At 69.0% G+C, this 23,304-nt stretch carries 22 protein-coding genes; 9 read left to right on the top strand and 13 right to left on the bottom strand.

Going from position 1 to position 23,304, the window contains the following annotated elements:
* The first annotated feature begins 73 nt into the window (after nt 1-73).
* From ACFFJ7_RS12915 to ACFFJ7_RS12900, 4 genes are read left to right on the top strand one after another with little or no spacing between them, the layout of a single operon-like run.
* Nucleotides 74-979: an ABC transporter permease gene (locus ACFFJ7_RS12915; RefSeq protein WP_166950576.1), complete on the top strand. Its 906-nt coding sequence runs from the start codon at nt 74-76 to the stop codon at nt 977-979.
* Nucleotides 976-1,770 carry an ABC transporter ATP-binding protein gene (locus ACFFJ7_RS12910; RefSeq protein WP_377592834.1) on the top strand — a complete coding sequence of 265 codons (795 nt, stop codon included), beginning with the start codon at nt 976-978 and terminating at the stop codon, nt 1,768-1,770. Before ACFFJ7_RS12915 ends, ACFFJ7_RS12910 begins: the two co-directional genes overlap by 4 nt.
* Nucleotides 1,770-2,870: an acyltransferase family protein gene (locus ACFFJ7_RS12905; protein ID WP_377592833.1), complete on the top strand. Its 1,101-nt coding sequence runs from the start codon at nt 1,770-1,772 to the stop codon at nt 2,868-2,870. Before ACFFJ7_RS12910 ends, ACFFJ7_RS12905 begins: the two co-directional genes overlap by 1 nt.
* On the top strand, nt 2,854-3,297 hold the full coding sequence (locus ACFFJ7_RS12900) for a hypothetical protein (protein WP_377592832.1): 444 nt from the start codon (nt 2,854-2,856) through the stop codon (nt 3,295-3,297). Before ACFFJ7_RS12905 ends, ACFFJ7_RS12900 begins: the two co-directional genes overlap by 17 nt.
* Here the strand turns inward: ACFFJ7_RS12900 and ACFFJ7_RS12895 are convergent.
* Entirely contained in the window at nt 3,290-4,177 is an 888-nt protein-coding gene (locus tag ACFFJ7_RS12895; protein ID WP_377592831.1) for a metallophosphoesterase family protein, read from the bottom strand. The two genes, ACFFJ7_RS12900 and ACFFJ7_RS12895, sit on opposite strands and share 8 nt — an antisense overlap.
* Nucleotides 4,178-4,502: 325 nt before the next feature.
* On the opposite strand from ACFFJ7_RS12895, the gene ACFFJ7_RS12890 reads away from it, so the two are divergent.
* Complete coding sequence (locus ACFFJ7_RS12890; RefSeq protein ID WP_166950586.1) at nt 4,503-5,012, top strand: GNAT family N-acetyltransferase; 510 nt, start codon at nt 4,503-4,505, stop codon at nt 5,010-5,012.
* 32 nt (nt 5,013-5,044) lie between these two features.
* Here ACFFJ7_RS12890 and ACFFJ7_RS12885 read toward each other — a convergent pair whose 3' ends face one another.
* From ACFFJ7_RS12885 to ACFFJ7_RS12870, 4 genes are read right to left on the bottom strand one after another with little or no spacing between them, the layout of a single operon-like run.
* Complete coding sequence (locus ACFFJ7_RS12885; protein ID WP_377592830.1) at nt 5,045-7,132, bottom strand: hypothetical protein; 2,088 nt, start codon at nt 7,130-7,132, stop codon at nt 5,045-5,047.
* A gap of 9 nt (nt 7,133-7,141) precedes the next feature.
* Nucleotides 7,142-9,991, bottom strand: a complete 2,850-nt coding sequence (locus ACFFJ7_RS12880) for a DUF4159 domain-containing protein (RefSeq protein ID WP_377592829.1) — start codon at nt 9,989-9,991, stop codon at nt 7,142-7,144.
* 1 nt (nt 9,992) lies between these two features.
* Nucleotides 9,993-10,910, bottom strand: a complete 918-nt coding sequence (locus ACFFJ7_RS12875) for a DUF58 domain-containing protein (protein WP_377593032.1) — start codon at nt 10,908-10,910, stop codon at nt 9,993-9,995.
* A 58-nt stretch (nt 10,911-10,968) separates the two neighbouring features.
* Entirely contained in the window at nt 10,969-11,988 is a 1,020-nt protein-coding gene (locus tag ACFFJ7_RS12870) for an AAA family ATPase (protein ID WP_377592828.1), read from the bottom strand.
* Between the two features lie 329 nt (nt 11,989-12,317).
* Here ACFFJ7_RS12870 and ACFFJ7_RS12865 point away from each other — a divergent pair, with 329 nt between their 5' ends.
* Genes ACFFJ7_RS12865 through ACFFJ7_RS12850 form a run of 4 tightly spaced genes read left to right on the top strand, consistent with a single transcriptional unit; the run spans nt 12,318 to nt 15,151 of the window.
* A complete protein-coding gene (locus ACFFJ7_RS12865) occupies nt 12,318-12,947 on the top strand; it encodes a DUF1285 domain-containing protein (protein WP_377592827.1) in 630 nt (209 codons plus the stop codon).
* Nucleotides 12,944-13,588: a CoA pyrophosphatase gene (locus tag ACFFJ7_RS12860; RefSeq protein WP_377592826.1), complete on the top strand. Its 645-nt coding sequence runs from the start codon at nt 12,944-12,946 to the stop codon at nt 13,586-13,588. The genes ACFFJ7_RS12865 and ACFFJ7_RS12860 overlap by 4 nt, the downstream gene beginning before the upstream one ends.
* Before the next feature lie 28 nt (nt 13,589-13,616).
* Complete coding sequence (locus tag ACFFJ7_RS12855) at nt 13,617-13,874, top strand: DUF6111 family protein (RefSeq protein WP_166950596.1); 258 nt, start codon at nt 13,617-13,619, stop codon at nt 13,872-13,874.
* Nucleotides 13,871-15,151 carry a CCA tRNA nucleotidyltransferase gene (locus ACFFJ7_RS12850; protein ID WP_377592824.1) on the top strand — a complete coding sequence of 427 codons (1,281 nt, stop codon included), beginning with the start codon at nt 13,871-13,873 and terminating at the stop codon, nt 15,149-15,151. Before ACFFJ7_RS12855 ends, ACFFJ7_RS12850 begins: the two co-directional genes overlap by 4 nt.
* Here ACFFJ7_RS12850 and ACFFJ7_RS12845 read toward each other — a convergent pair.
* The 8 genes from ACFFJ7_RS12845 to ACFFJ7_RS12810 form a co-directional block, all read right to left on the bottom strand.
* On the bottom strand, nt 15,098-16,267 hold the full coding sequence (locus ACFFJ7_RS12845; RefSeq protein WP_166950600.1) for an MFS transporter: 1,170 nt from the start codon (nt 16,265-16,267) through the stop codon (nt 15,098-15,100). The two genes, ACFFJ7_RS12850 and ACFFJ7_RS12845, sit on opposite strands and share 54 nt — an antisense overlap.
* Nucleotides 16,268-16,428: 161 nt before the next feature.
* The gene (locus ACFFJ7_RS12840; RefSeq protein ID WP_166950603.1) at nt 16,429-17,583 is read right to left on the bottom strand and encodes an MFS transporter; all 1,155 of its coding nucleotides are present in this window, start codon (nt 17,581-17,583) and stop codon (nt 16,429-16,431) included.
* Nucleotides 17,580-17,753 carry a cbb3-type cytochrome oxidase assembly protein CcoS gene (ccoS, locus tag ACFFJ7_RS12835; protein ID WP_166950605.1) on the bottom strand — a complete coding sequence of 58 codons (174 nt, stop codon included), beginning with the start codon at nt 17,751-17,753 and terminating at the stop codon, nt 17,580-17,582. The genes ACFFJ7_RS12840 and ccoS overlap by 4 nt, the downstream gene beginning before the upstream one ends.
* Complete coding sequence (locus ACFFJ7_RS12830; protein ID WP_377592821.1) at nt 17,750-19,990, bottom strand: heavy metal translocating P-type ATPase; 2,241 nt, start codon at nt 19,988-19,990, stop codon at nt 17,750-17,752. The genes ccoS and ACFFJ7_RS12830 overlap by 4 nt, the downstream gene beginning before the upstream one ends.
* An 89-nt stretch (nt 19,991-20,079) precedes the next feature.
* Entirely contained in the window at nt 20,080-20,667 is a 588-nt protein-coding gene (locus tag ACFFJ7_RS12825) for a FixH family protein (protein ID WP_377592819.1), read from the bottom strand.
* Between the two features lie 15 nt (nt 20,668-20,682).
* Entirely contained in the window at nt 20,683-22,164 is a 1,482-nt protein-coding gene (gene ccoG / locus ACFFJ7_RS12820) for a cytochrome c oxidase accessory protein CcoG (RefSeq protein WP_377592817.1), read from the bottom strand.
* A gap of 85 nt (nt 22,165-22,249) precedes the next feature.
* Nucleotides 22,250-23,146 carry a cytochrome-c oxidase, cbb3-type subunit III gene (ccoP, locus tag ACFFJ7_RS12815; protein ID WP_166950615.1) on the bottom strand — a complete coding sequence of 299 codons (897 nt, stop codon included), beginning with the start codon at nt 23,144-23,146 and terminating at the stop codon, nt 22,250-22,252.
* A gap of 5 nt (nt 23,147-23,151) precedes the next feature.
* Nucleotides 23,152-23,304, bottom strand: a complete 153-nt coding sequence (locus ACFFJ7_RS12810) for a cbb3-type cytochrome c oxidase subunit 3 (RefSeq protein ID WP_166950617.1) — start codon at nt 23,302-23,304, stop codon at nt 23,152-23,154.

The following is a 23,304-nucleotide window of genomic DNA, read 5'->3' as shown; positions in this document are numbered from 1 at the left end:
AAAAATTGACAAACAGGGCGTCGGCGTGCTTTCGCACGCCGATATCCTTTATTGAGCAGGTGTTCGCAGAATCATGAGCAGCATCGCCCTGTTGGGCGCCATCGAACTCGGATTGATCTATGCGCTCGTCGGTTTGGGCGTTTATCTGTCGTTCCGGGTGCTTGATTTTCCCGATCTCACCGTCGACGGCTCGTTTCCGCTGGGCGCGGCCGTCACCGCCGTACTGCTCGTTGCGGGGGCCGATCCATGGGTGGCGACGGGGGCGGGCGTTGTCGCCGGGGCGCTTGCCGGGTTCGTCACCGCCTTCGTGACGGTGCGCTTCGGCGTGCTGCATCTGCTGGCGTCGATTCTCACCATGATCGCGCTCTTTTCCGTCAACCTGCGCATCATGGGCCGCCCGAACATCGCGCTGCTGACCGAGGCGACGGTGCTGACGCCGTGGCTCAGTGGCGGCACGTTCGGCGGGCTGGTTGCGGATGAATACGTGCGCCCGCTGTTTCTCGCCGTCGTCGTGCTCGCCGCCGTGGCGCTGGTGGCGGCATTCCTGCGTTCGGAGGCCGGACTTGCGATGCGCGCCACCGGCGCCAATCCGCGCATGGCCCGTGCGCAGGGCGTGCGCACCGGCGTGCAGATCATCGTCGGCGTCATGCTCTCCAACGGGCTCGTCGGCCTTGCTGGGGCGCTTTTTGCGCAGACGAACGGCTTCGCGGACGTCACCTCCGGCGTGGGCACCATTGTCGTGGGGCTGGCGGCGGTTATCGTGGGCGAGACCTTCATTCCGCGCCGGCGCATCTTCTGGGCGCTGGTCGGCTGCGTGGTCGGGGCGGTCATCTACAGGCTCGCGGTGCAGACGGCGCTTTCCATCGATTTCCTCGGCCTGCAGGCGTCCGACCTCAACCTCGCGACGGCGCTGCTGGTGCTGGTGGCGCTGGTGCTGCCGAAGCTGCGCCACAGGGTGCGCACGAGGGCTGCATCATGATCGAGGTTCGCGATCTCGTCATCACCTTCAATCCCGGCTCGCCGCTGGAGCGCAAGGCGCTGCGCGGCATTTCGCTGCGGCTCGGAGAGGGGGATTTCGTCTCCATCATCGGCTCCAACGGCGCGGGCAAGTCGACGCTGCTTGGCGCCATCGCCGGCGATATGCTGCCGACCTCCGGGCGCGTCCTGCTCGGCGGCAGCGACGTCACCCGGCTGCCGGCGGAGGCACGCTCGCGCCATGTGGCGCGCGTGTTTCAGGACCCGCTCGCCGGCAGTTGCGGCAATCTGTCGATTGCGGAAAATCTCGCGCTCGCGGCCTCGCGCGGGCAGCGGCGCTCCTTCCTGCCCGCGTTGCGCCAGTCGCGACTGTCGAAGATCCGCGCGCGTATCGAGGAGCTGAACCTCAAGCTTGAAGATCGCCTCGACCAGCCCATGGGATCGCTATCCGGCGGCCAACGCCAGGCGCTGTCGCTCGTTATGGCGACGCTGGCTCCTTCAAGCGTGCTGCTGCTTGACGAACATACGGCGGCGCTCGATCCGCGCAACGCCGAATTCGTGCTGGGACTCACCCGTGATCTCGCCGCCCGCTTTCGGCTTACGGTGCTCATGGTCACGCATTCCATGCGCCATGCGCTCGATATCGGCACGCGCACGGTGATGTTGCACGAGGGCCGCATCCTCCTCGATGTCGCGGGGGCGGAGCGGGCGGGACTGACGATCGAGGACCTGCTCGACCAGTTCCGCCGGGCACGCGGGGAGGCGCTGGCGGAGGACCGCCTGCTGACCGGTTGATGCTCCTGCGCATGTCACCACCGGGGCGCGGGCCGGCAGGCACCGCGCAGAAGCTCGTGCTGGTGCAGATGTTGCGCGCGGCGGCGGCACTGTTCGTGGTGTTCCACCACGCGCAGTTCGACGCCGCGCATTTCGCCCCGCAGGGCGGTTTTACGCCCAGCCGCGCCCTGCCGTGGGAGGCGGGCGTCGACATCTTCTTCGTCATTTCCGGTTTCATCATCGTCCATTCCTCCCGCCGTCTGTTTGCGGCGCCGGGGGCGCGCATGACGTTCCTGAAACGCCGCCTCATCCGCATCGTGCCGCTCTACTGGCTGGCGAGCGCGGCCTTTCTCGCTGTCAGCCTGTCGCTGCCGGCGGTGTTGAACAGCCCGAGGCCCGGCTTGTCCGAGGTCATCGCTTCCTTCCTGTTCTGGCCCTATGTCAACAGCGCCGGCGTGGCCCAGCCCATGCTGTCGCTCGGCTGGACGCTGAACTACGAGATGGCCTTCTATCTCGTGTTCGCGCTCGCTATCGCCCTGCCGGGCCGGCATGCGGTGCTGGCGGTCGCGCTGTTCCTGTCCGCGCTTGTGGGTCTCGGCACACTGGTGGCGCTGCCGATGCCGCTGGCGTTCTGGGCGGATTCGCTGGTGTTCGAATTCGTGTTCGGCATGGGGATTGCCATGCTGCGCGAGGCGGGCGGACGCCCCGGCATCGTCCTGCGCGTGGTGCTGTTCTCGGCGGCGATCCGCATGCTGCAGGCTGATCTGACCCAGGATGACATCGTCCGTGCGGTCGCGTGGGGCGTGCCGGCGGCGATGCTGGTCATGGCTGCGGTATACGGCCCGGAGCCGCGCCATCCGCCGCTTCTCGGCCGTCTGATCGTGCTGCTGGGAGACGCTTCCTACGCGCTTTATCTCTTCCATCCCTTTGCATTGCGTGCAACCCGGCTTATCCTTTCGGGCATGGATGTCGGACCGTGGGGCTACGTCGCCATCGCCTTGCCAATGGCGATGATGCTGGCGGTCGCGGTGCATCTCCTGATCGAACGGCCGGTGATGCGCGGGTTGCGTCGGCTGTTGTCGGACGGGAACGGGGGAGAGGAGCGTGAGCGAAGACGTTGAGAACACGGCAAGAGCGCGCCGAAAGGCGCAACTGATCATTCCAGTGGTTGATCTGCGCGAGGTCCTTGAACCTAAAACGAACGGCAAGGCGGACGGTGAGGCCGTTCCCCATGGCGCCGTACCGGACCTCATCCCCGTGACGACGAAGCCGCCGGCGAAGGCGCCGTCGGCCGCGCCGGACAAGGCTGAAGATAACGAAAAAGCCGGGAAGGGGCCGGAAGCAGGCGCTGCGAAACCCGCCGCGCCATCCGCCGCATCTGTCTCCGGGCCGATGGCCGCGCTGCCGCCTCCGAAGCCGGCGTCTTCCCCGAAAGCGGCTGAGGGGGCGGGGCAGAAAAGCGGGAGCTGGCTGTTCCCGTTCCTTGCCGGCGTTCTTGCCGGCGCGGCCGGGTTTTACGCCGTCTTGTGGCTGCGCGCGCTCATCTGATCGTCCGTTCGCCGATTGTGGCGATGGCGCCGGTCTGCGGATCGTGGCCGCGCGTGGTCAGCGAGATCGCGGAGCGGGTGCCGTCGGGCACGATGTCGAGCAGGTGATAGCCGGCCCTGTGGTCATTGGTGCCGCTGACCGCCGACACGGAGGGCGCGCCGAGAATCGGCACCGCCGATCCGCCGGGGCCAGGTATCGTCGCGAGAGATGTCTTGTGGTTATGGCCGTGGAGGATGATTTCCGCGCCGGCGCGCGCGACGGTTCTCTCGAATTCGGCCGCATCGGTGAGGCCGCGTCCGGGTTTCGCCCCACCCAGATGAGGCGGATGGTGCACCATCACCACCCGGCACAGGCCGGCGCGGCCGAGGTCGGCGAGAATATCCGCGAAAGCGGTGAGCTGCGCCTTGCCCAGCGTGCCGCTGGCGAGGAAGGGCAGCGTCGGCACGCCCGAGGAGAGGCCGATCAGCGCCACGCCATCCCGCTGGCGAACATAGGGAAACCTGCTCGCCGCCGCGCCGTCGCCCGTCATCCACGGCCCCAGCCAGTGCCGCATCGGCGCGAGCGCGGCGCGTACATAGGCATCGTGATTGCCCGGCACGAAACTCACGTGCCCGGACGGGCCCAATTGCTCCAGAAACGCCCGCGCGAGAGGGAATTCACCGGCAAGGCCGATGTTGACGATGTCGCCCGTCATGGCGATATGGTCCGGCCGGTGGCTTCCGATATCCGCCAGCAGGCGCGATAGCAGCGGCATGTCATGCGTGCGCGAACGCCCGCGCTTCCAGTTGATGAATCCCGTCAGGCGCTTGTTCAACAGCTCATGCAGCAGCACGGGCGGCAGCGGGCCGATGTGGGCGTCTGAAAGATGGGCGATGAGCATGGAACCTCCGGGGGCAGCATCCCGTGTTTCGTCTCGCCAATCCCCGCCGCCCCGTCAAGCCTTCGCACGGATGAGATGGACAGTGCGCCCTCGTGATGATAGATGGCGCTTCGGAAGGGTAGTGGTCATGACGATGTTCCGGATTTCCTGGCGACGACGATGCGCATCCGTGCGTGTTGCGGCCGCGCGTGTTTTGGCGCGCGTGTCGTCGTGCATCGGGCTTTCCGCGCCGGCCTGAACCCGTCTGCCGGCGTGGGGCGCGATGCCTGATCCGTCGTCCTCATGGCTGCCGTTTCCGGTGGTCGAAATCCGGTGATTCCCTTTCATGACTTCTCTTGTGCTGACCATTCGCCACGAATATCCCTCGGACTACGACGCCATCGAGCGCATGCACGAGCGCGCTTTCGGCCCGGGCCGCTTCGCCCGCACGGCGTATCGCCTGCGCGAGGGCGCGCCGCCGGTGGCGGACCTGTCGTATTGCGCCCTCGTCGGCACGCTGATCGTCGGCTCCGTGCGGCTGACGCCCGTTCGCGCGGGAGACGCGCCTGCCCTCGTGCTCGGGCCGTTGACGGTGGAGCCCGCGTTCAAGGATCGCGGCATCGGCGCTGCACTGATGCAGACGTCGCTCGATGCGGCAAAGCAGGCGGGGCATCGCCTCGTCGTGCTGGTCGGAGACGAGCCATATTACCGGCGGTTCGGTTTCCGCGTCGTGCCGGCTGGCCGGTTGATCCTGCCGGGGCCGGTCGATCCGGCGCGCTTCCTCTATTGCGAACTGGGCGAGGGCGCGTTCGAGGCGGCGCAGGGCGCGGTACGGGCGTTGCCCGCAGCGGCGTGAGATATTTCCGCGCCCGGTGAGGCCGGAAGGCGCTATGCCTTCCGGCGCCGGCTTTCCATGATCCACGCGGCGAGCACCGCCCAGATGAGCAGCGCGAGGCCGGCCAGGCCGATGCCGAGCGGGAACTCGCGCACACCCCGGACGATGGCGCTACCGCTGGGACGCAGGCCGATCCAGTTATCGCCGGCGAAGGTCGACCCGGCATGGACGAGTTCGATGCGCGGCACAGCCGGCGCGCCGTCCACACGCCGCACGGAACCGCCCGTGGCCTGCGCCAGCGGCGTGAGGCGCTGGGTGTCGCTGAACACATCGGTAAGCTCGCGCGGATTGTCGGGGCCGGCGTTGACGAAGGCGGAAAGCGTGCCGTCCGTCAGCCGGTAAAGGCCGAGCTGTCGGTTTTCCACGGTGGCGGAAAAGAGGCCGGGCTTGACGGGCGTGAGCGTCACGGTCTGCGTCTGCCCGTCGGGCGCGGTCAGCGTGACGGGGGCCGGCGCGTCCGCCATGGTCTGGCGCTCAATGGCGATGAAGCCGTCGTGTGCGGTGGCGCGTAGCGCCTCTTCCTCCAGCGCCGGTTCGCGCATCAGCCAGTGGGAGAGGCGGCGCAGCAGATCGACATGCGGCCCGCCGCCCTGGAAGCCGCGCGCCCATAGCCAGGCGTGGTCGGACAGCAGCAGCGCGATGCGCCCGCGCTCGTGGCGGGAGAGGATGAGCAGCGGCAGGTTGTCCGCGCCGTCCATCAGCGTTTCGCCCCCGTGCACGTGCGCGCCGATCTGGCGCAGCCACGTGCCCCAGCTCGCCTGCGTGCCGGCGGAGGCGCCGCCCGGCAGGTCGCGCGTGACGGGGTGGCGTCCGCCAGTAGCGGTGACATGGGGGCGGAAATCCGTCTCATGGATCCGCCCGTCCGGCGTCGCCGGCAGGATCGCGCCGAGCGACGTCCGCGCCACGCTCGACGCGCCCGAAAACTCTGGTCCGGCGGCAAGCAGCAGCGCGCCGCCCTGCCGCACGTAGTCGGCAATGTTGTCGTAATAGATGGGCGGCAGTACCGTGAGATTGGCGTAACGATCGAAGATGATCAGGTCGAAGTCCTGAATCCGTTCCTGAAACAGCGCCCGCGTGGGGAAGGCGATCAGCGACAGCTCGTTGATCGGCGTGCCGTCCTGCTTTTCCGGGGGGCGCAGGATCGTGAAATGCACGAGATCGACGTTCGCGTCGGATTTCAGCAGGTTGCGCCAGGTGCGCTCGCCTGGGTGCGGCTCTCCCGAAACCAGCAGCACGCGCAGCTTGTCGCGCACGCCCTCGATGGTCAGCACGGCACGGTTGTTGGCGGCGGTGAGTTCGCCGTCCAGCGGCTCGACCTCCAGTTCCAGCACGTTGGGACCGGGGTGCTCGATGGGAATGGAGAGCGGCACCGGCCGCCCGGCCGGGGCCTGCACGGAGCCGAGCAGGGTGCCGTCGCGGCGCACCGTCAGGCGCGCCGTGCCGGGGCCGCCGCGCTCGTCGATGAGCACGCGGATGGTCTGGCTGCGGCCGACGATGCCGAAGCGCGGCGCGTCGACGAGCGCCACGCGCCGGTCGCGTTCCTGCCGCTCGCCGGTGACAAGCGCGTGCAACGGCGCGGTGAAGCCGAGTGCGTTCACACTTGCCGGGATGTCGTGGACAACGCCGTCGGTGATCAGGATCGCGCCCGCGACACGCTCCGCCGGTACATCGGCCAGCGCGCGCGACAGCGCGCCGAAGAGCCGCGTGCCGTCGCCGCCTTCACCTTCCGCCACCTCGATCCGGCGCAGCTCGATGCCGGGCAGGGCGCCGATCTGCCGGGCGACGGCTTCGCTCACCGCCGTCGTCTGTGCCTCGCGCGGCCCCAGCTTCTGTGAGGCGCTGCGGTCGGTGACGGCGACGACGATATCGTTGAGCGGCTCCCGCTCCTCCGATACGAGGGCGGGGTTGGCGAGCGCGCCGATGAGCAGCGCCATCGCCACGCCGCGCAGCAGACCGCTCCACAGCCCGCGGCGGATGGCGGCGGCGATGCAAACGGCCAGCGCGGCCACCGCGAGCCCGGCGAGGACGGCTGGCGGCAGCAGGGGCGAAAAGCCGAGGGTGGGAAAGGCGTCCGCGATCATGCCGGCATCCTATTGCCCGAGCCGGTCGAGAAGTGCCGGCACGTGCACCTGATCGGCCTTGTAGGAACCGGTGAGCACGTACATGACCATGTTCATGCCGCCGCGCGCCGCCATCTCGCGCTGGTCCGGATCGGCACCGACAGTGGGGTAAAGCGGGTTGCCGAAGTCGTCGAGCGCCCAGGCGGCCGCGAGGTCGTTGGCGGTGATGATGATCGGCGACACGTTGTCGCCGCTGCGCACCGGGCGCGGCTCGCCCTCCGGCGCGGGCGGCAGCGCCTCCACCCACGTCTGTCCGGTGGCGTAGCGGCCGGGGAAGTGGTCCATCAGGAAGAAGGTCTTGGTCAGGACATGGTCGGGCGGCACAGGTTCGAGTTCCGGCACGTCGATGCCGGCCAGCATCTGCCGCAACCGCGCTGTCTCGGGCGTCGGCGAGCCGCCACCGGCGCCCTGGCTCCAGGCGTCGCGGGTGTCGAAGATGACCGTGCCGCCTGCCTTCATGTAGGCATCGATCTTGCGCAGCGCCGCCTCGGAGGCCGGCGGAGCATCGGCGGCGATGGGCCAGTAGATCAGAGGATAGAAGGCCAGTTCGTCGGTCGCCGGATCGACGCCGACGGGATCGGCCGGCTCGAACGACGTGCGGAACGCGAGTTCCTGGCCAAGCCCGGCCAGGCCGGCCCTGCTCGTCTCGTCCACCTCCCCGTTGCCGGTGAGGACATAGGCGAGGCGCGTGTGAAGCGCCGCCTGACGGTCGATGTCGGAGAGCGGCGCCTGCGCGAGGGACGGCACGGCGGGCAGGGCGAGAAGCGCCGCCGCGAGCAGAAGCACCGGCAGGGCGGAGCCGGCCCCCGCGTATGTCAGCCGTCCGCGCCGCCTGCCGCCGAGCAGGGCGCCGATCAGCGTATCTGCCATGAAAAGAACCAGCGCGGCCAGCAGCAGCGGCAGGCGCAGGTCGAAGCTCTGCGGTGAGGAAAGGGGTTTGACGGCACCGGCGAGCGGGCCGAGATCGAGCGGCGCGAGGCGGTCGCCGTCGCGCAGGACGTTGAGCGCGAGCGGTGCCTCGTTGGTGCCGTAGAAGCCCGCCGGGTGATCGCGCGAGGCGCGGACGGTGCCGTTGCGGGGAACAGGCCGCGCGGTCGCGGGCGGGCTGCGGAAAGCGCCGAATCCGTCGAGCACGCGCAGCGGCGAGACGGTTTCCGCGGAGGCGCCCGGCGCATCGGCCGCGGTATTGTCCTGTGCGGCGGCGTGGCGGCCGGCCATGGCGATGATACGGCGCAGCATCTCGACGAAGGTGCCCGACAACGGCAGGTTCGACCACGTGGAATCCGCCGTCACATGCACCAGCACGATCAGCCCCTCGCCGCGCCGGTCGGCGGTGACGATGGGCGTGCCGTCCGACAGGGCGGCCCACGTGCGCCGGTTGAGATCGGCATCGGGCTCGGCCAGCACCTGCCGCATCACGGTGATCTCCTGCGGCGCGTCGAGCCCCTGGAACGGGCCTGTCTCCGGGAAGGGTGCGAGCGTCTTCGGCGTATCCCACGAGAGGGCGCCGCCGATGGTGCGCTCGCCCTGCCGCAGGCGTACCGGCACCAGCGTCTCGTCGCTGTTGGCCATGCGCGGGCCGGCGAAGCGCAGCAGTACGCCGCCGCGCTCGACGAAGGCCTCCAGCTTCGCGGCCGTCTGGCGGTCGATGACGCCGATGTCCGTGAGGGCGATCACGGTCGCGTTCTCGTCGATCAGGCGCGCGACGACATCGGGCAGCGCGCCGCGCGGCTCGCGCAATTCGGCGAAGGGTTCGAGCGCGCGGGCGAGATAGAAGGTCGGCGACAGCAGCGGCTGGCTCGCCGTATCCGCGCCCGCGCCGGAAATCAGCCCGACCCGGTGTCGGCGCTGGCGGTCGTCGACAAGTGTCACCGCGCCGGCCGATGCCTGCCCGGCGATGTCGACGCGCGCGACGGCGTTGCGAATTTCGATCGGCAGATCGAACAGCGCCGTCGCCTCGGTCGCGCCGTCTCCGAAAGCGAAGGCGGCCTCGCCGAGGGGAAGGCTGCGGAAATCGACCGCCCGCAACCGCCCTTGCGCGGGGGCACGGGGGTCGGCGCGGGTCACCGTCACCTCCAGCCCGTCGCGCGTGTTGCGGCTGCCGGCAAGGGCAAGAGTGCCGGCGAAGGGCTCCGCGCGGACATCCAGCGCGCGCACGCCGCGCAGGGCGTCGAGGCGCGCGGCGAAGGTCGCCTCCGCGTCTGCTATACCCGCGCCTGCAGCGCTGACAGCGGTGCCGTCGCCGACCCAGGCGATGGCCGCATCGGCATGGGAGTCGAGAAAACGCCGGATGGATTCGAGGTGCGCGGCGCGCTCCGCCACATGGGGGCGCGGCTCCAGCGCCCGCAGCCGCTCGCCTGCGTCGGCCCCGCCGTCGAGCGCGATGTCGCCCGGCGCGTCGGCGAGGCCCACGAGCGCGACGGGCCGTTTGTCGCGGCTCGCGGAGGCGAGAATGTCGCGGGCCGCGCTCACCCGCGCCGGCCAGTCGTTCGCAGCCGAAAAGCCGTTGTCGAGCAGCAGCAGCACCGGCCCGTTGCCGGGCATGGCGGGCAGCGGGTTCCACGCCGGCCAGGCGGCGGCGAGAATGATGAGTGCCGCGATCAGCAGCCGCAGCAGCAACAGCCACCACGGTGTACGCGCGGGCGTCTGGCGGTGGGGTGCGAGGTCCAGCGCCAGACGCAGCGGCGGGAAGGCGATGCGGCGCGGCGCGGGCGGCGTGATGCGCAGCAGCAGCCAGAGCGCCGGAAGGCCAGCGAGCGCGAGTAGCGTCAACGGTGCGGCGAAGGCGAGCGGCAGACCGAGAAAATCCAGCCCGAACATGTCACGCGCCCCCGTTGCGCCGGCTGGCAAGCAGCGTCAGCACCCTGAGCGCCGCCTCGCTCGCCGGTCTGTCCGTGTGGTGCACCGTGAGCGTGAAGCCGTAGCGCGTGAGGATGGCACGCAGGCCTTCGCGATGCGCCTGGAAACGCCGCCGGTAATCCTCGCCCCATCCGGCCGCGTCGCCCAGATGCAGGCGCGCGCCGCTTTCAGGATCAATGAGTTCCGTCTGGCCGCTAAACGGAAATGTCTCCTCCACGGGATCGACGACAAGCAGCACATGGCCACGCGCGCCGTTTGAAGCGATGAATGAGATAGTCTCTTCAATATCCTGCAATGGAACGAGAAAGTCGCCGATGAGCAGAGGCTCGCTGCGTTGACGTAGCGGCGCGGCGGGCGGCAGGTCCCGGTCGGCGCCGGCAACATCCGCCGCGAGGGCTTCGGCGATCTGTTCGCTGATATGACGGGAGGCGCGCGGGGCGAGCAGGCCGAGGCAGCCGACGCGCTCACCGGCGGCGACCAGCGTGTCGGCCAGTGCCAGCCCCAGCACGATGGCGCGTTCCACCTTCGGTGCGCGCGCCAGCGACGAGGCGAAGGCCATGGACACGGAACGGTCTATCCACAATTCGATGGTCTGCGCCGCCTCCCATTCGCGCTCGCGCACGTAGAGCTTGCTGTCGCGGGCGGAGCGGCGCCAATCGATCCGGCTGGCGGATTCGCCGGAAGTGAAGGGGCGGAACTGCCAGAAGCTCTCGCCCGGCCCGGCCCGGCGCCTGCCGTGAATGCCATGGGCAAGGCTCGTCGCCACACGCCGCGCTTCCAGCACGAGACGCGGCAGGCGGGCGGCAAGCTCGCGCGCTCTCCCGCGCTCTCCCGTTCCGGGAAAACGGCTGCGGTCAGGCAGGATCGCCACTTGCGCCATGCTCATAGGCCTGTTCAGGAAATAAACGTATCAAGTTGCAAATCAATCAGTTTATTCGTCAGATGCGCGCCGCGAGCCGGGCGATGATACCTTCCGCCGTCTCGCCCTCCGCGCGTGCGGCGAAGGTGAGCGCGATGCGATGCTTGAGCACGGGTTCGGCGAGTGCGCGCACGTCTTCCAGCGAGGGTGCGAGGCGCCCCTGTACCAGCGCGCGGGCGCGGGCGGCGAGCGTCAGCGCCTGGCTGGCGCGCGGTCCTGGCCCCCAGGAAAGCTTGTCCGCGACAGCCTGCACCTCAACCGGCCCGTCCCCGCCCGGGCGGGCGGAGCGGACGAGATCGAGAATGGCCTCCACGACGCTGTCGCCCACCGGCAGACGTCGCACGAGGCGCTGGATACCGACGAGCGTCTCGGCGCCGAAGGCGGCGGAAGCCTTCGCCTCCTGCGTGCCGGTGGTTTCCAGCAGGATGCGCCGTTCGGTGTCGCGGTCCGGATAGCCGACGTCGATCTGCAGCAGGAAGCGGTCGAGCTGCGCCTCGGGCAGCGGATAGGTGCCCTCCTGCTCGATCGGGTTTTGCGTCGCGAGAACGTGGAAGGGATGCGGCAGATCGTGGCGCACGCCGGCAACCGTCACGTGGCCTTCCTGCATGGCCTGCAGCAGGGCCGATTGCGTGCGCGGGCTGGCGCGGTTGATCTCGTCGGCCATCAGCAGCCGGGTGAAGATGGGCCCGCGCACGAAGCGGAAGCTGCGCTGGCCGGATGTCGACTCGTCGAGGATTTCGCTGCCGAGGATATCGGCGGGCATCAGGTCCGGCGTGAACTGCACGCGCTGGCTGTCGAGGCCGAGCACGGTGCCGAGCGTCTCCACCAGGCGCGTCTTGGCGAGGCCCGGCGCGCCGACCAGCAGCCCGTGGCCGCCGGCGAGCACCGTGACGAGCGCGAGTTCCACGACCCGTTCCTGCCCGAAGATGACGGCGCCGATCGCCTCGCGCGCACGTGCGATCGCGGCGAGCGCGGATTCCGCCTGCGCGACGATGGCGGTGGCGGCGATGGTGGCATCATCGGGCGCTGTGGCGGTCATCGTTTCCGTTCCTGTGCAACCTGGCGTTTCTCTGCAGTCTGGCGTCGTCAGAAAAGTGGATACCACTTTTTCGGCCTGAAAACGCCCGAACCGGTAAACTAGTGCTATTCCCGCGATTCAGCGAGTCGCAGAATGCCGGCGCGACTCGCCCTTCTGTTGTGGGGCGCCCGTGCGGCGCCAGTCAAGCGCCACCGCGGAGAATCAGGCCGATCATGACTATGTTATGATGTTAACCCGTGTCATGAATCGGGCGATGCAAAAAAACGGCAACCGTGCATGCGTATGGCTGTACCGTGCGTTGACGGGTGACGCCATTCCGGGAGGCGAAGATGACAAGAGCGCCAGAGATGCAGCCGGCGGGCGGCGATCCGGCCGGTGTTCAGCACGACGCGCCGCAAGGGCTGGCGCGCCTGCTTTCGGCTGCGCGCGGCACGGGTGCGCGGGAGGGTGTGGAGCGCTGGAATCCGCCCGATTGCGGTGACATCGATATGCGGATTGCCGCCGACGGCGCCTGGCTCTACCAGGGCACGCCTATCGGGCGCGCGGCGCTGGTGCGCCTCTTCGCCTCCATCCTGCGCCGCGAGGGGGAGCGCTACGTCCTCGTCACGCCTTTCGAAAAGGTGGGGATAAAGGTCGACGACGTGCCGTTCCTTGCCGTTGAAATGGCCGTCGATTCCGTGTCGCGCCGTGTGCATTTCCGCACAAACGTCGACGATGCCGTGGAGGTGGGCGAGGCTTGCCCGCTGTGTTTCCGCACGGACGCCGCCGGCGGCTTCCGCCCCTATGTGAAGGTGCGCGGCGACCTGTGGGCGCGGCTGACGCGCGCGCTGGTGCCCGATCTGCTGGCGCTGGCGGAGGAGCGCACGGTCGATGGCCGCATGATGGTTGGCATCCCCTCCGGCGAGGCGTTCTTCCCCATCGCCGAACGCTCCGCCTTTTTCAGCGAGGAGCTGGCGTGACAGGCCTGAGCTACACCGACGACGATCTTATTGCCCACCTGAAGGCGCGCCTGGTTCGCGACCCGCCGGACCGGTCGGCCCCCCACACGGGGGGCGACCACGCGCTTGGCGATCCGCTGCCGTCCATCTCTCCCATCCGCCCTGCCGCCGTGCTCGTGCCGCTCATCCCGCACGAGGCGCCGTCGGGGGTGCGTTATACCATGCTGCTGACCCAGCGGGCCGCCACACTGCGCCAGCACCCCGCGCAGATTTCCTTTCCCGGCGGCAAGATCGATCCGGAAGATCCGTCGCCGCTCGCGGCAGCGCTGCGCGAGGCGGATGAGGAAATCGGCCTGCCGGCTTCACTCGTGTGCCCGCTCGGCTATCTCGACGGCTATCTGTCAGCAACCGGCTATGCCATCGTGCCGGTGGTGGGGCTCGTCGATCCGCGCTTCACGCCGCGACCCAACCCGGAAGAGGTCGACGACGTGTTCGAGGTGCCGCTCGATTTCCTCATGGACGTCAACCACCACGAGCGCCACGCGCGCGAATGGCACGGTACGCTGCGTCATTATTATGCAATGCCGTGGGGCAAGCGCTATATCTGGGGAGCAACGGCGGGAATCATCCGCAACCTCTACGAAAGGCTTTACGGGCCATGAAAGCATGTCCGAACTGCGGAACGGCGCGATGAGCAGAGCGGTTTTCGAGGCGCTCGTCCTGTTTCTCAGCCCGTTCTTCCTGTTCGGCATCTATCTCTTTCTGCGCCGGCGCAGCCCCTTCACCCGCGAGGCGTGGGACGGCCACGTGCCATGGCTCGTCATCGCGGGACTTGCCGTCGCCATCGTGGGCTTCGTCATTGCCGGGCTGACGGCCGAACGAAACGCGGGCGCCTATGTGCCTTCGCATCTGGAGGACGGCAAGCTGGTGCCGGGGCACTTCCAATGAGCCTGCCGCAGTGCGTCCGGGATCTGCTCGGCGACGCGGTGCTGCGGCGCGTGCTCGCGGCGGTGGACGCCGAGGGCGCGGATACGCGCGTCGTCGGCGGCGCGGTGCGCAACGCGCTGCTCGGCGTGCCCGTCAAGGACATCGACTGCGCGACGACCGCCCACCCGCGCGATGTCATGCGTCTCGCGCGGGCAGCCGGGCTGAAGGCGGTGCCGACCGGCATCGAGCATGGCACCGTCACCGTCGTCGCGGACGGGCGCCCGTTCGAGATCACCACCTTGCGCCGGGACGTCGAGACCGACGGCCGCCACGCGGAGGTGGCCTTCGGCACCGATTTCGGCGAGGATGCGCAGCGGCGCGACTTCACCATCAACGCCCTTTATCTCGACAAGTCCGGCCGCATCCACGATTTTACCGGCGGCCTCGCGGATATCGAGGCCCGGCGCGTGCGTTTCATCGGCGATGCCACGACACGCATCCGCGAGGATTTCCTGCGTATCCTGCGATTCTTCCGCTTCTCGGCCGAGTATGGCGCGGCGGTGCTCGACGCGGACGGTTTCGCTGCCTGCATCCGCGAGCGGGCGGGGCTGTTCCGCCTGTCGCGCGAGCGTGTGCGGGCGGAATTGCTGCGCATCCTCGTCGCGCGTCGCGCGGCTGCGGTGGTCACGACGCTGAGCGACGCGGGCCTGTTGTCCATGATGACGGGCGGCGTCGCGGAACTCGGCCGCTTCGCCCGTGTTTGCGGCCAGTCGGAAGACGCCACGCTGCGACTTCTCGCCCTTTCGGTTTCGGTGGCGGAAGATGCCGACCGGCTGCGCGAACGACTGCGGCTGTCGAATGACGAACACGAGCGTCTGTCAAAGGCGGCGGCGCTGATCGCGCATCTGCATGGAAGGCGGGAGGCGCTCGACACCCGGACGCTGCGCCGCCTCGTCGTGCTCCACGGCGTTGCCGCTGTCGCCGATGCGCTGGCCATTGTCGATGGCGAGCCGCGCCCCTGTGTGGAAGAAGCGGCGCGCGCGCTGCTGGCCAGCTTCGCGAAGGGTGAAGAGGCGGTACCGCGGTTTCCGTTGACGGGCAAGCATGTGGCGGCGGCGGGCGTGCCGCCGGGGCCGCGAATGGGGCAGGTGCTGGAGCGGGCGAAGGCGCTTTGGCTCGCCGCCGACTGTCCGGCCGACAAACCGCAACTCGCCGCGCTGCTCAGGCTGGCGGTCGGCGAGGTTTCAGGTGAGGGGGGCGGGTGCGCCGATGGCGCGCCGGTCGAGATTCTGCGATAGCAGGCAGAGGCCGAGCCCGCCCGCCGCCAGCACGGCGGAAACCAGCGGCAGACTGCCGTAGCCCGCGCCCAGCGTCAGCGCGGTGCCGCCGATCCATGCGCCGCCCGCGTTGCCGAGATTGAAGGCGGCCTGGTTCAGGCTCGACGCCAGATTCGGCGCCTCGCTCGCCGTATCCACGACACGGAGCTGGAGCGGCGCGGTCACCGCAAAATCCACGATGCCCCAGACGAAGATCACCGCGACGGCGGCCTGCCATATCGGAGCCGCGAAATGCAGCGCCACGAGCAGGGCGATAAGCCCGGTGAAAATGCCGACGAGCGACGACATTAGCCGCCAGTCGGCCAGCCGGCCGCCGAGGAAGTTGCCGATCGTTATGCCCACGCCGAACAGCAGCAGCACCCACGTCACGTGATGCGGCTCAAGTCCCGAGACCTCGCGCAGCAGAGGCGCGATATAGGTGAAGACGCAGAACAGACTGGCGGAAGCGAGCACGCTCATGCCCATGGCAAGCAGCACCTGCGATTTGCCGAGCACGCGGAACTCGCGCATGATGCTCGCCTTCGGGTTGGCGATGTTCGCGGGGACGAGCAGCACGAGCGCCAGCGCCGCCGCGACGCCGATCAGCGCAACGGCCCAGAAGGTCGCGCGCCACCCCCACTGCTGGCCAAGCGCCGTGCCGGCCGGGACGCCGAGGATGTTGGCCAGCGTCAGGCCGCCGAACATGAGCGCCACCGCCTGCGCGCGCCTGTTGCGCGCCACGAGGCCCGCCGCCACCACCGCACCGATGCCGAAGTAGGCGCCGTGGCAGAAGGCCGTCACCACGCGCGCGCCCATCAGCAGCCAGTAGCTGGGCGCGATGGCGCACAGCACGTTGCCGAAGATGAACACACAGGTGAGGGCGATCAGCGTCGCCTTTCGCGGCAGGCCGTTTGTGGCGATTGCCACGATGGGCGCGCCCACGACCACGCCGAGCGCGTAGCCGGACACCAGATGCCCCGCAGCCGGAATGCTGACGCCGAGGTCTTGGGCGACTTCCGGCAGCAGGCCCATGATGACGAATTCGGTTGTGCCGATGCAGAACGATGCAGCGGCGAGAGCAAGCAGGGACAGGGGCATAAAGGCGATTCCGGCCGGCAGATGCGTTGCCGCGCCACGGCGCGGGCAGGGTATTCAGTTCGGACGGTAAGCGTTATCGAATTCGAATAGTAAAACAATCGCCCATGTTGCAGTGCAGCCATGCCGCGCGCAAAGGCGGATTCCATACGAATGTCATGATCTCAGGCTGGAAGCGGAATCTGCCCCGCCAACAGTGCGCCGAGCACGGCCGCCAGCAGCACCGTGCCGTCGTGCAGGGCCAGCACGAGACGGGACGGCGGGCCGTTTTCGTGCAGCCATTGCGTGGTGCCCGCGACGCAGACCGACCAGCCCGCGCCGAGCAGCGCCAGCGCCAGGGTGAACGCGGCCGCCGTTTCCGCGGCTGCGAAAACCGGCACGCCGAGTGCCAGCAGCAACAGGCCGCCCAGCGCCACCAGCGGTGGTGTCACGCCCTGCGGGAGATGCGCGGTGAAGAGCGCGGGCGCGTACATCGCCACCATATGCCAGGAGATGCCCGCGAAGATGAGGCCGGGGGAAAGGCCGCACCCGGCCATGGCGAGAGGAGCGGCGGCCATCAGCATGGTCATGACCATCCATGCCACGACGCCGGCGAAGGTCGCGCCGATCACCGTCCGCCAGTCCTGCGTGCGCGCGGCTGGCATTTCGGCCGCCTGCGCTTCCGCCATCTGTGGGGAGACGGACGGCAGGGTCAGCGCCAGCGCGAAAGCGCCGACCTGCGCCACCGCTGCCGCCAGCGCCGTGCCGACGAACAGGCGCGGCGCGGCGAGGCCTTCCGCGAAGCCGGCGAGCGAGGGTGCGATCAGGCCGACGAACGCGCCGGCGCCGAACACGGCGGCGATAGCCGCCCTGCGGTCGGCGGGGCCGGTGACGCTCGCTGCCGCGTGGCGGTAGAACAGTCCGAAACCGTTGGAGATGCCAAGCCAGAACGCGCCCAGCATCAGCGGGATGAACTGCTGGTTGAGGAGCGCCCAGGCGGACATGATACCCCCGGCGATGCCGAGGCTCGCGCCGAGCGCGAAGGCCGCGCGGCGGCCGAAGGCGTCCATCAGGAAGGAGGCAGGAAAGGTGGCGACCGTCGCGCCGATCAGCATGGCCGCATAGGGCAGGGGAGCCATCCACGGCCGCGGCGCGAGAAACGCCCCGGCAAGCGGCAGCGTGCCGACCATCAGCACCTGCGACAACACCGCAAGCGCAAAGCCCGCCGCCAGCCGGTTGACATGGCGGCTCACGGCCCGATCATCGATCAGCACGGAGGGCGCGCACAGGCAGGCGAGCCTGCCGGCGCGGGCCGTGAACTCGCCGATCGGCAGGCTCATCCCCGCTGGTCCGGGCGGGCGGCGGGGGGCAGGTCGTCGTCGCTCAGCACGCGCAGGCTCGCGCCTTCGAGATCGTCATACTGGCCGTTGCGCATGCACCACATGAAGCAGGCGAGCCCGCCGAGGCCGAGCGTCAGCGCAAGCGGCACAAGAATGAGCAATACGGTCATGACAAACCCTCCTGTATTGCGACGCCCGGCGGTGCCGTCACGGCGGGCTCCGCCCGTGCGTCCCTGTCCGCGCCGAGGCGGGCGCGCAATGCGTTCGCCGTCACCAGCAGCGACGAGCCGGACATCGCCACCGCCGCCACCAGCGGCGTCACCTGGCCGAGGAAGGCCAGCGGCACCGCTATCAGGTTATAAATGGCAGCGATGCCGAGGTTCTGCAACATCAGGCGCCGCGCCCGGCGGCTGACCCTCACGGCGGCGAGGACGGGGGCGAGGCGGTCGCCGAGGAAGACGCCGTCCGCCTGCGCCTGCGTAAGATCGGCCGCCGTCACCGGAGACAGCGAGACATGCGCGGCGGCAAGCGCGGGCGCGTCGTTAAGGCCGTCGCCCACCATCAGTACCTTGCGGCCTTGCGCCTTCAGGGCGGCGAGCGCCGCGATCTTGTCCTGCGGCTTCAATCCGCCCCGCCAGGCCTCGATGCCGAGCTGCCCGGCCACCGGCGCCACCGCATCGGGCCGGTCGCCGGACAGCACGATCAGCGACAGGCCCTGGCGCGCAAGCTCCCGCGCCACCCTCACCGCGTCGGCGCGCAGCGTCTGGCGGATTTCGAGCAGCGCGCGCCGGTCGCCGAGCATCACCGCGACGAGCGAGGTGTCCGCGCCGGAAGGCTGCGGGTGGTCCGTGAAGCCGCAGAAGGCCGGACTGCCGAGCCGGGCCTCCACGCCGCCCGCGACGGTTCGCACCCCTTCACCGGGACGCTCCTCCACCGCCTCGAAGGGCGCGGCGCGGCCGGCTTCCCGCGCGACAGCGGCGGACAGCGGATGCGAACTCGACAGAGCCAGCCGGCCCGCGACCGCGAGCAGGTCTGCCGGCACGTCGGGGGCATTGGCGACACGCGGATCGGGCACGGTCAGCGTGCCGGTCTTGTCGAAGACAATGGTGTCGGCCTCCGCCAGCCGCTCCAGCGCATCGCCGGAGCCGAGCAGGAGATTGGCCCGGAAAAGCGTGCCCGCGGCTACAACCTGCACGGCGGGAATGGCAAGCGCCAGCGCGCAGGGACAGGTGATGATGAGCACCGCGATGGCCGTGATCGCCGCGTCGTGGAAGGAATGGCCGGTCAGCATCCAGACGACCAGCGTGATCAGTGCCGCGCCGTGGACGATGGGCGCGTAGGCGCGGGCGGCCCGGTCCGCCAGGTGCAGGTAGCGCGAGCGGCCCTCCTGCGCGGCTTCGAGCAGCCGCTCGATGTCGTCGATCAGCGTGGCTTCGCCCGCGGCGGTGACCTCCAGCGTCAGCGTGCCGTTGCGGTTCAGGCTGCCGGCGTACACGGTGTCGCCGGAGGCGACGTCGCGCGGGTGCGTCTCGCCGGTGATGAGGCTCTCGTCGACGGCGCTCTCGCCCGAAAGCGCCCGGCCGTCCGCCGGCACGCGCTCACCCGGCAGCACCTGCACGCGCTCGCCGGGCCGCAACGCCTCCGCCGGGGTGAGGGTCAGCGTTCCGTCGGCCTCGATGCGGCGGGCGGTCGCCGCCTTGAGGGCCGCGAGATTGCCGGCAACCGCGCGCGTCTTGCGGCGCATGGCCTGATCGAGCACCCGCCCGCACAGCAGGAAGAACAGCAGCGTCACGGCGGCGTCGAAATAGGCATTCTCGGCGTGGTTCATGGTCTCGACGATGGACATGCCGAGCCCCAGCATGATGCCGAGCGTGATCGGCACGTCCATGTTGAGATGCCGGCTGCGTATCGCCCGCCAGGCGCTGGAGAAGAACGGCTGCCCGGCATAGGCTGCCGCCGGCAGGGCGATCAGCGCCGAGATCCAGTGGAACATGTCGCGCGTTTCGGGCGTGATGTCGGACACGTTGCCCGCCCATACCGAAACCGACAGCAGCATGACGTTCATCGACGCGAAGCCCGCGACGGCGAGGCATTTCAGCAGGTGCTGCATGCGCTGCGCCTCAGCCTCTTCGGCCTCACGCGCGACATAGGGCTGGGCGCGGTAGCCAAGGCGGCGAAGGGCATCGAGAATGGCGGAGGGTGTGAGTCTCCGCTCGTCCCAGTTCACCGTGAGCCTGTGGCGGCTGTAGTTGACGCGCGCGCCGACAAGGCCCGGCAATTCCTGCAGCCCGTGCTCGATCTCGCCGATGCAGGCGGCGCACGTCATGCCCTCGACAGCCAGGTCGAGGCGCGCCGCGCCGTTTTCATGGCGGATGAAGCCGGTCAGGTCGAGGGCGGCGGCTGTCATGGACTCTCTCCCAGAGCGCGTTCCGATCAGAATTCGCTCAAAATAAGGAATCGAGAATCTGTCCTGTTTCAACGTAAACAGGACAGATTCTAGTTCAGCACCACGCGGCTCGACGAGCGGAACATCTGCTCGCCGTTGCGCTCGATATCGAGGTCGAGGTTCCAGTTCCCGGGCGTGACAGCGATGTCGGCCTCATAGATGCCGTTACCCCTGTCCGCGAGCGGGATCGACCGATCGCGCCGCGAATCCGTCGGGTGGGCGAGGACGAGTGTCGCTTCGAGGCCCGCGAGCGGCCGTCCCTGCGCATCCCTCACGGAGACGGAAGTCGCGCCGGTTGCGACGCAGGCATGTTGCGGCACGAGGCATCCGTGACCGCCGGCGGGCTTCAGACCGACCGTGCCCGCGCGATGCGGCAGCATGACGTCCACCTGCCAGCCGAGCGCCTTCTGTGCCTCGGCGGCTTCGCGGTCCCGGGCGAAGTTGAGGCCGGCGCGGTAGCTGCTGATCTTTTCCGCGCCGCCGTGCGTGGAGATGGCGGCCCGGATCATCACGACATTGACGGCGGCGACAGCGCCGAAGAAGCCGATCAGGCACAGCAGCACCGTGCGCCCCGTCAGGCGGCGCTCGCGCCCGCGACGGGGGCCGACGGGCGCGGGGGAGGGCATGGTGGTCGGCATGGATCTGTTCCCCTGTTAACGGCCGAAGAAGTGGTCGCGCGCGCTGGCGCCCGACGTGCCGCTCTCGTCCCTGATCCGGAACACGATATCCGCATTGTCGGGCGCCGTGCCGCGCGGCTCGTCGTGAATGGTGACGAAGGCGCGCACCTCCCGCGTCTGGTCGGGACCGATGGTGAGGGCCACGCGCCCGTCCGCCGCGTCCTCATCGCCGATCGCGGAGAGCTGCGCGCCGGGCAGCGGCGTGCCGTCCGGACGCATGACGGTCAGCTCGAAAGTGCGTGCGTCGCGGTTCTTGTTGATCACCCGCAGCGTGTAGGCGTTGCGGACGGAGCCGTCGGAAAGGCGCACGAACACCGGGTTGCGGTCATGCAGCACATTGATGCCGGCCGTCGAGCGCGTGAGCAGCGTATAGAGCATTGCGCTGCCGACGACGGCGATGATAGCCACATAGGCGAGGGTGCGCCAGCGGATGAGGCGGACATGCGTCGGCTTGCCCTCGGTACGGGCGCGGACGTTGCGGTCCGTGTCGTAGGCGATCAGGCGCGTCGGCCGGCCGATCTTCTCCATCACCGTGTCGCAGGCATCGATGCACAGCCCGCACTGGATGCAACCCAGTTGGCTCCCGTGGCGGATGTCGACGCCGGTCGGGCAGACGTTGACGCATTGATAGCAATCGATGCAGTCGCCGGCGGCCTCGCCCTTGGCCCGCAGCGCTGCGTTCCGCTTCACCGAGCCGCGCGGCTCGCCGCGGTCGTAACGGTAGGTGACGTTGAGCGCCTCCTCGTCGGTCAGCGCCGCCTGGATGCGCGGCCACGGACACATGTAGAGGCAGACCTGCTCCCGCATGTGGCCGGCGAGCGTGTAGGTGGTGAAGGTGAGGATGCCGATCCAGACATAGGCCATCGCCGGCGCGGTAAAGGTCGCCAGTTGCCACACGAGCGTCGGCGCGTCGGCGAAATAGAGCACCCAGGCACCGCCGGTCCACCACGCGATGATCAGCCAGAGCGTATGCTTGGCCGTGCGCCGAAGGATCGTATCCAGCGTCAACGGCCCGTTGTCGCGCTTGATGCGGTCGCGCCGGTCGCCCTCGGTCAGGCGCTCCACCGCGAGGAAGAGGTCCGTCCAGACGGTCTGCGGGCAGAGATAGCCGCACCAGACGCGCCCGGCGACGGCGTTCATCAGGAAGAGGATCAGCGCGGCGAGGATCAGCAGGCCGGTGATATAGTAGAACTCTTGCGGCCAGATCTCGACACCGAAGAAATAGAATCGCTTGGTGACGAAGTCGATCAGCACCGCCTGGTTGGGCGCGTCGGGGCCCCTGTCCCAGCGTACGAACGGCAGCAGGTAGTATATGCCGAGGGTGACGACCAGCACGATCCACTTGATCCGCCGGAACGTGCCGTGCACCTTCTGCGGATATATCTTCTTTTGCGCCTCGAATAACAGCGGTTCGTCGCTGGAGGGCGTGGTGGTGTCGATGACGCGGGTCGTCGCCATGGCGCTTACTCGAATTTAAATCGTTACATCATGTGCCGCACGGGCATGAAGTGTTTCCGGTGGCAAGCCCCACCGGAAACCGTTGTTACTCGCCGCCGCCCAGCGTGTGGACGAAGACGGTGAGGGCCTTGATAGTCGTATCGTCGAGGCGGCCCTGCCAGGCCGGCATCACCGAGCCATGGCCGTTCCAGACGCCATCGATGATGGTTTCGCGCTCAGGACCGAACAGCCAGATGCCCGTGGTGAGATTCGGGGCGCCGAGTTCCCGGCTGCCCGTGCCGCCGGCCTGGTGGCAGGAGGCGCAGTTGTCCGCGAAGATTTTCGCACCCGTCGTCAGGTTGGCCTTGTTCTCCACCGGCAGGCCCGAAAGGGAGCGCACGTAGTCGGCAACCGCGACGATGTCCGCGCGCGGGATCATGCCGTCGCGGCCGAAGGCGGGCATGTCGCCAACTCGCGCCTCATCGTGGCCGGAGCGGATGCCGAAGCGGATCGTCTGCTCGATATCTGCGAGCGTGCCGCCCCAGAGCCAGGCGTCGTCGTTGAGGTTCGGATAGCCCTTAGCGCCGCCGCCGCCCGCGCCATGGCAGGGCGCGCAGTTGTCGCCGAACGCCGGCCTGCCGAGCGCACGTGCGAAGCTCAGCAGCTCAGGATCGGACTCGATCTGTGCCGTCGTGGAATCCTCAAGGCGGGTCATCATCGCGCTGCGCTGCTCGCGCAGATCGTTGAGCTGTTCCGCCACCTGCTCGCGCGAACTCCAGCCGAGAATGCCGGGCGTGAAGGAGGAGATGAGCGGCCACGCGGGAAAGGCGATCCAGAAGCCGATCGCCCACACGATGGTGGCGTAGAACACCCACAGCCACCAGCGCGGCAGCGGGTTGTTGAGTTCCTGAATGCCGTCCCACTCATGGCCGGTGGTGGATACGCCCGTCAGGGAGTCGACCTGCGGGGCATGGCCGTGGTCGGTCGTGTCGGTGTGCGCCATGATCCTCAGTCCTCCCGCAACGGAATGCGCGCGGCCTCTTCAAACCCCTGCTTGCGCGAGGGGGCGAGGGCATAAACCAGAATGGCGATGAATACGCCGATGAAGTAGAGCAGGCCCCATGTCTGGGCGAACCCTGCAAGCATTTGGTAGGTGCTCAT

The organism is Pseudochelatococcus lubricantis, from assembly GCF_042432495.1.
GTDB lineage: Bacteria > Pseudomonadota > Alphaproteobacteria > Rhizobiales > Beijerinckiaceae > Pseudochelatococcus > Pseudochelatococcus lubricantis.
The sequence above is the reverse complement of the archived record's forward strand: the minus strand, read 5'-3'. Positions and strand labels throughout refer to the sequence as shown.

Excerpts from the sequence above, each read along its gene's own strand:
- ACFFJ7_RS12915 (WP_166950576.1), top strand. The coding sequence starts at position 74 with ATGAGCAGCATCGCCCTGTTGGGCGCCATCGAACTCGGATTGATCTAT.
- ACFFJ7_RS12910 (WP_377592834.1), top strand. The coding sequence starts at position 976 with ATGATCGAGGTTCGCGATCTCGTCATCACCTTCAATCCCGGCTCGCCG.
- ACFFJ7_RS12905 (WP_377592833.1), top strand. The coding sequence starts at position 1,770 with ATGCTCCTGCGCATGTCACCACCGGGGCGCGGGCCGGCAGGCACCGCG.
- ACFFJ7_RS12895 (WP_377592831.1), bottom strand. The coding sequence starts at position 4,177 with ATGCTCATCGCCCATCTTTCAGACGCCCACATCGGCCCGCTGCCGCCC.
- ACFFJ7_RS12890 (WP_166950586.1), top strand. The coding sequence starts at position 4,503 with ATGACTTCTCTTGTGCTGACCATTCGCCACGAATATCCCTCGGACTAC.
- ACFFJ7_RS12885 (WP_377592830.1), bottom strand. The coding sequence starts at position 7,132 with ATGATCGCGGACGCCTTTCCCACCCTCGGCTTTTCGCCCCTGCTGCCG.
- ACFFJ7_RS12880 (WP_377592829.1), bottom strand. The coding sequence starts at position 9,991 with ATGTTCGGGCTGGATTTTCTCGGTCTGCCGCTCGCCTTCGCCGCACCG.
- ACFFJ7_RS12875 (WP_377593032.1), bottom strand. The coding sequence starts at position 10,910 with ATGGCGCAAGTGGCGATCCTGCCTGACCGCAGCCGTTTTCCCGGAACG.
- ACFFJ7_RS12870 (WP_377592828.1), bottom strand. The coding sequence starts at position 11,988 with ATGACCGCCACAGCGCCCGATGATGCCACCATCGCCGCCACCGCCATC.
- ACFFJ7_RS12865 (WP_377592827.1), top strand. The coding sequence starts at position 12,318 with ATGACAAGAGCGCCAGAGATGCAGCCGGCGGGCGGCGATCCGGCCGGT.
- ACFFJ7_RS12855 (WP_166950596.1), top strand. The coding sequence starts at position 13,617 with ATGAGCAGAGCGGTTTTCGAGGCGCTCGTCCTGTTTCTCAGCCCGTTC.
- ACFFJ7_RS12850 (WP_377592824.1), top strand. The coding sequence starts at position 13,871 with ATGAGCCTGCCGCAGTGCGTCCGGGATCTGCTCGGCGACGCGGTGCTG.
- ACFFJ7_RS12845 (WP_166950600.1), bottom strand. The coding sequence starts at position 16,267 with ATGCCCCTGTCCCTGCTTGCTCTCGCCGCTGCATCGTTCTGCATCGGC.
- ACFFJ7_RS12840 (WP_166950603.1), bottom strand. The coding sequence starts at position 17,583 with ATGAGCCTGCCGATCGGCGAGTTCACGGCCCGCGCCGGCAGGCTCGCC.
- ccoS (WP_166950605.1), bottom strand. The coding sequence starts at position 17,753 with ATGACCGTATTGCTCATTCTTGTGCCGCTTGCGCTGACGCTCGGCCTC.
- ACFFJ7_RS12830 (WP_377592821.1), bottom strand. The coding sequence starts at position 19,990 with ATGACAGCCGCCGCCCTCGACCTGACCGGCTTCATCCGCCATGAAAAC.
- ACFFJ7_RS12825 (WP_377592819.1), bottom strand. The coding sequence starts at position 20,667 with ATGCCGACCACCATGCCCTCCCCCGCGCCCGTCGGCCCCCGTCGCGGG.
- ccoG (WP_377592817.1), bottom strand. The coding sequence starts at position 22,164 with ATGGCGACGACCCGCGTCATCGACACCACCACGCCCTCCAGCGACGAA.
- ccoP (WP_166950615.1), bottom strand. The coding sequence starts at position 23,146 with ATGGCGCACACCGACACGACCGACCACGGCCATGCCCCGCAGGTCGAC.
- ACFFJ7_RS12810 (WP_166950617.1), bottom strand. The coding sequence starts at position 23,304 with ATGAGCACCTACCAAATGCTTGCAGGGTTCGCCCAGACATGGGGCCTG.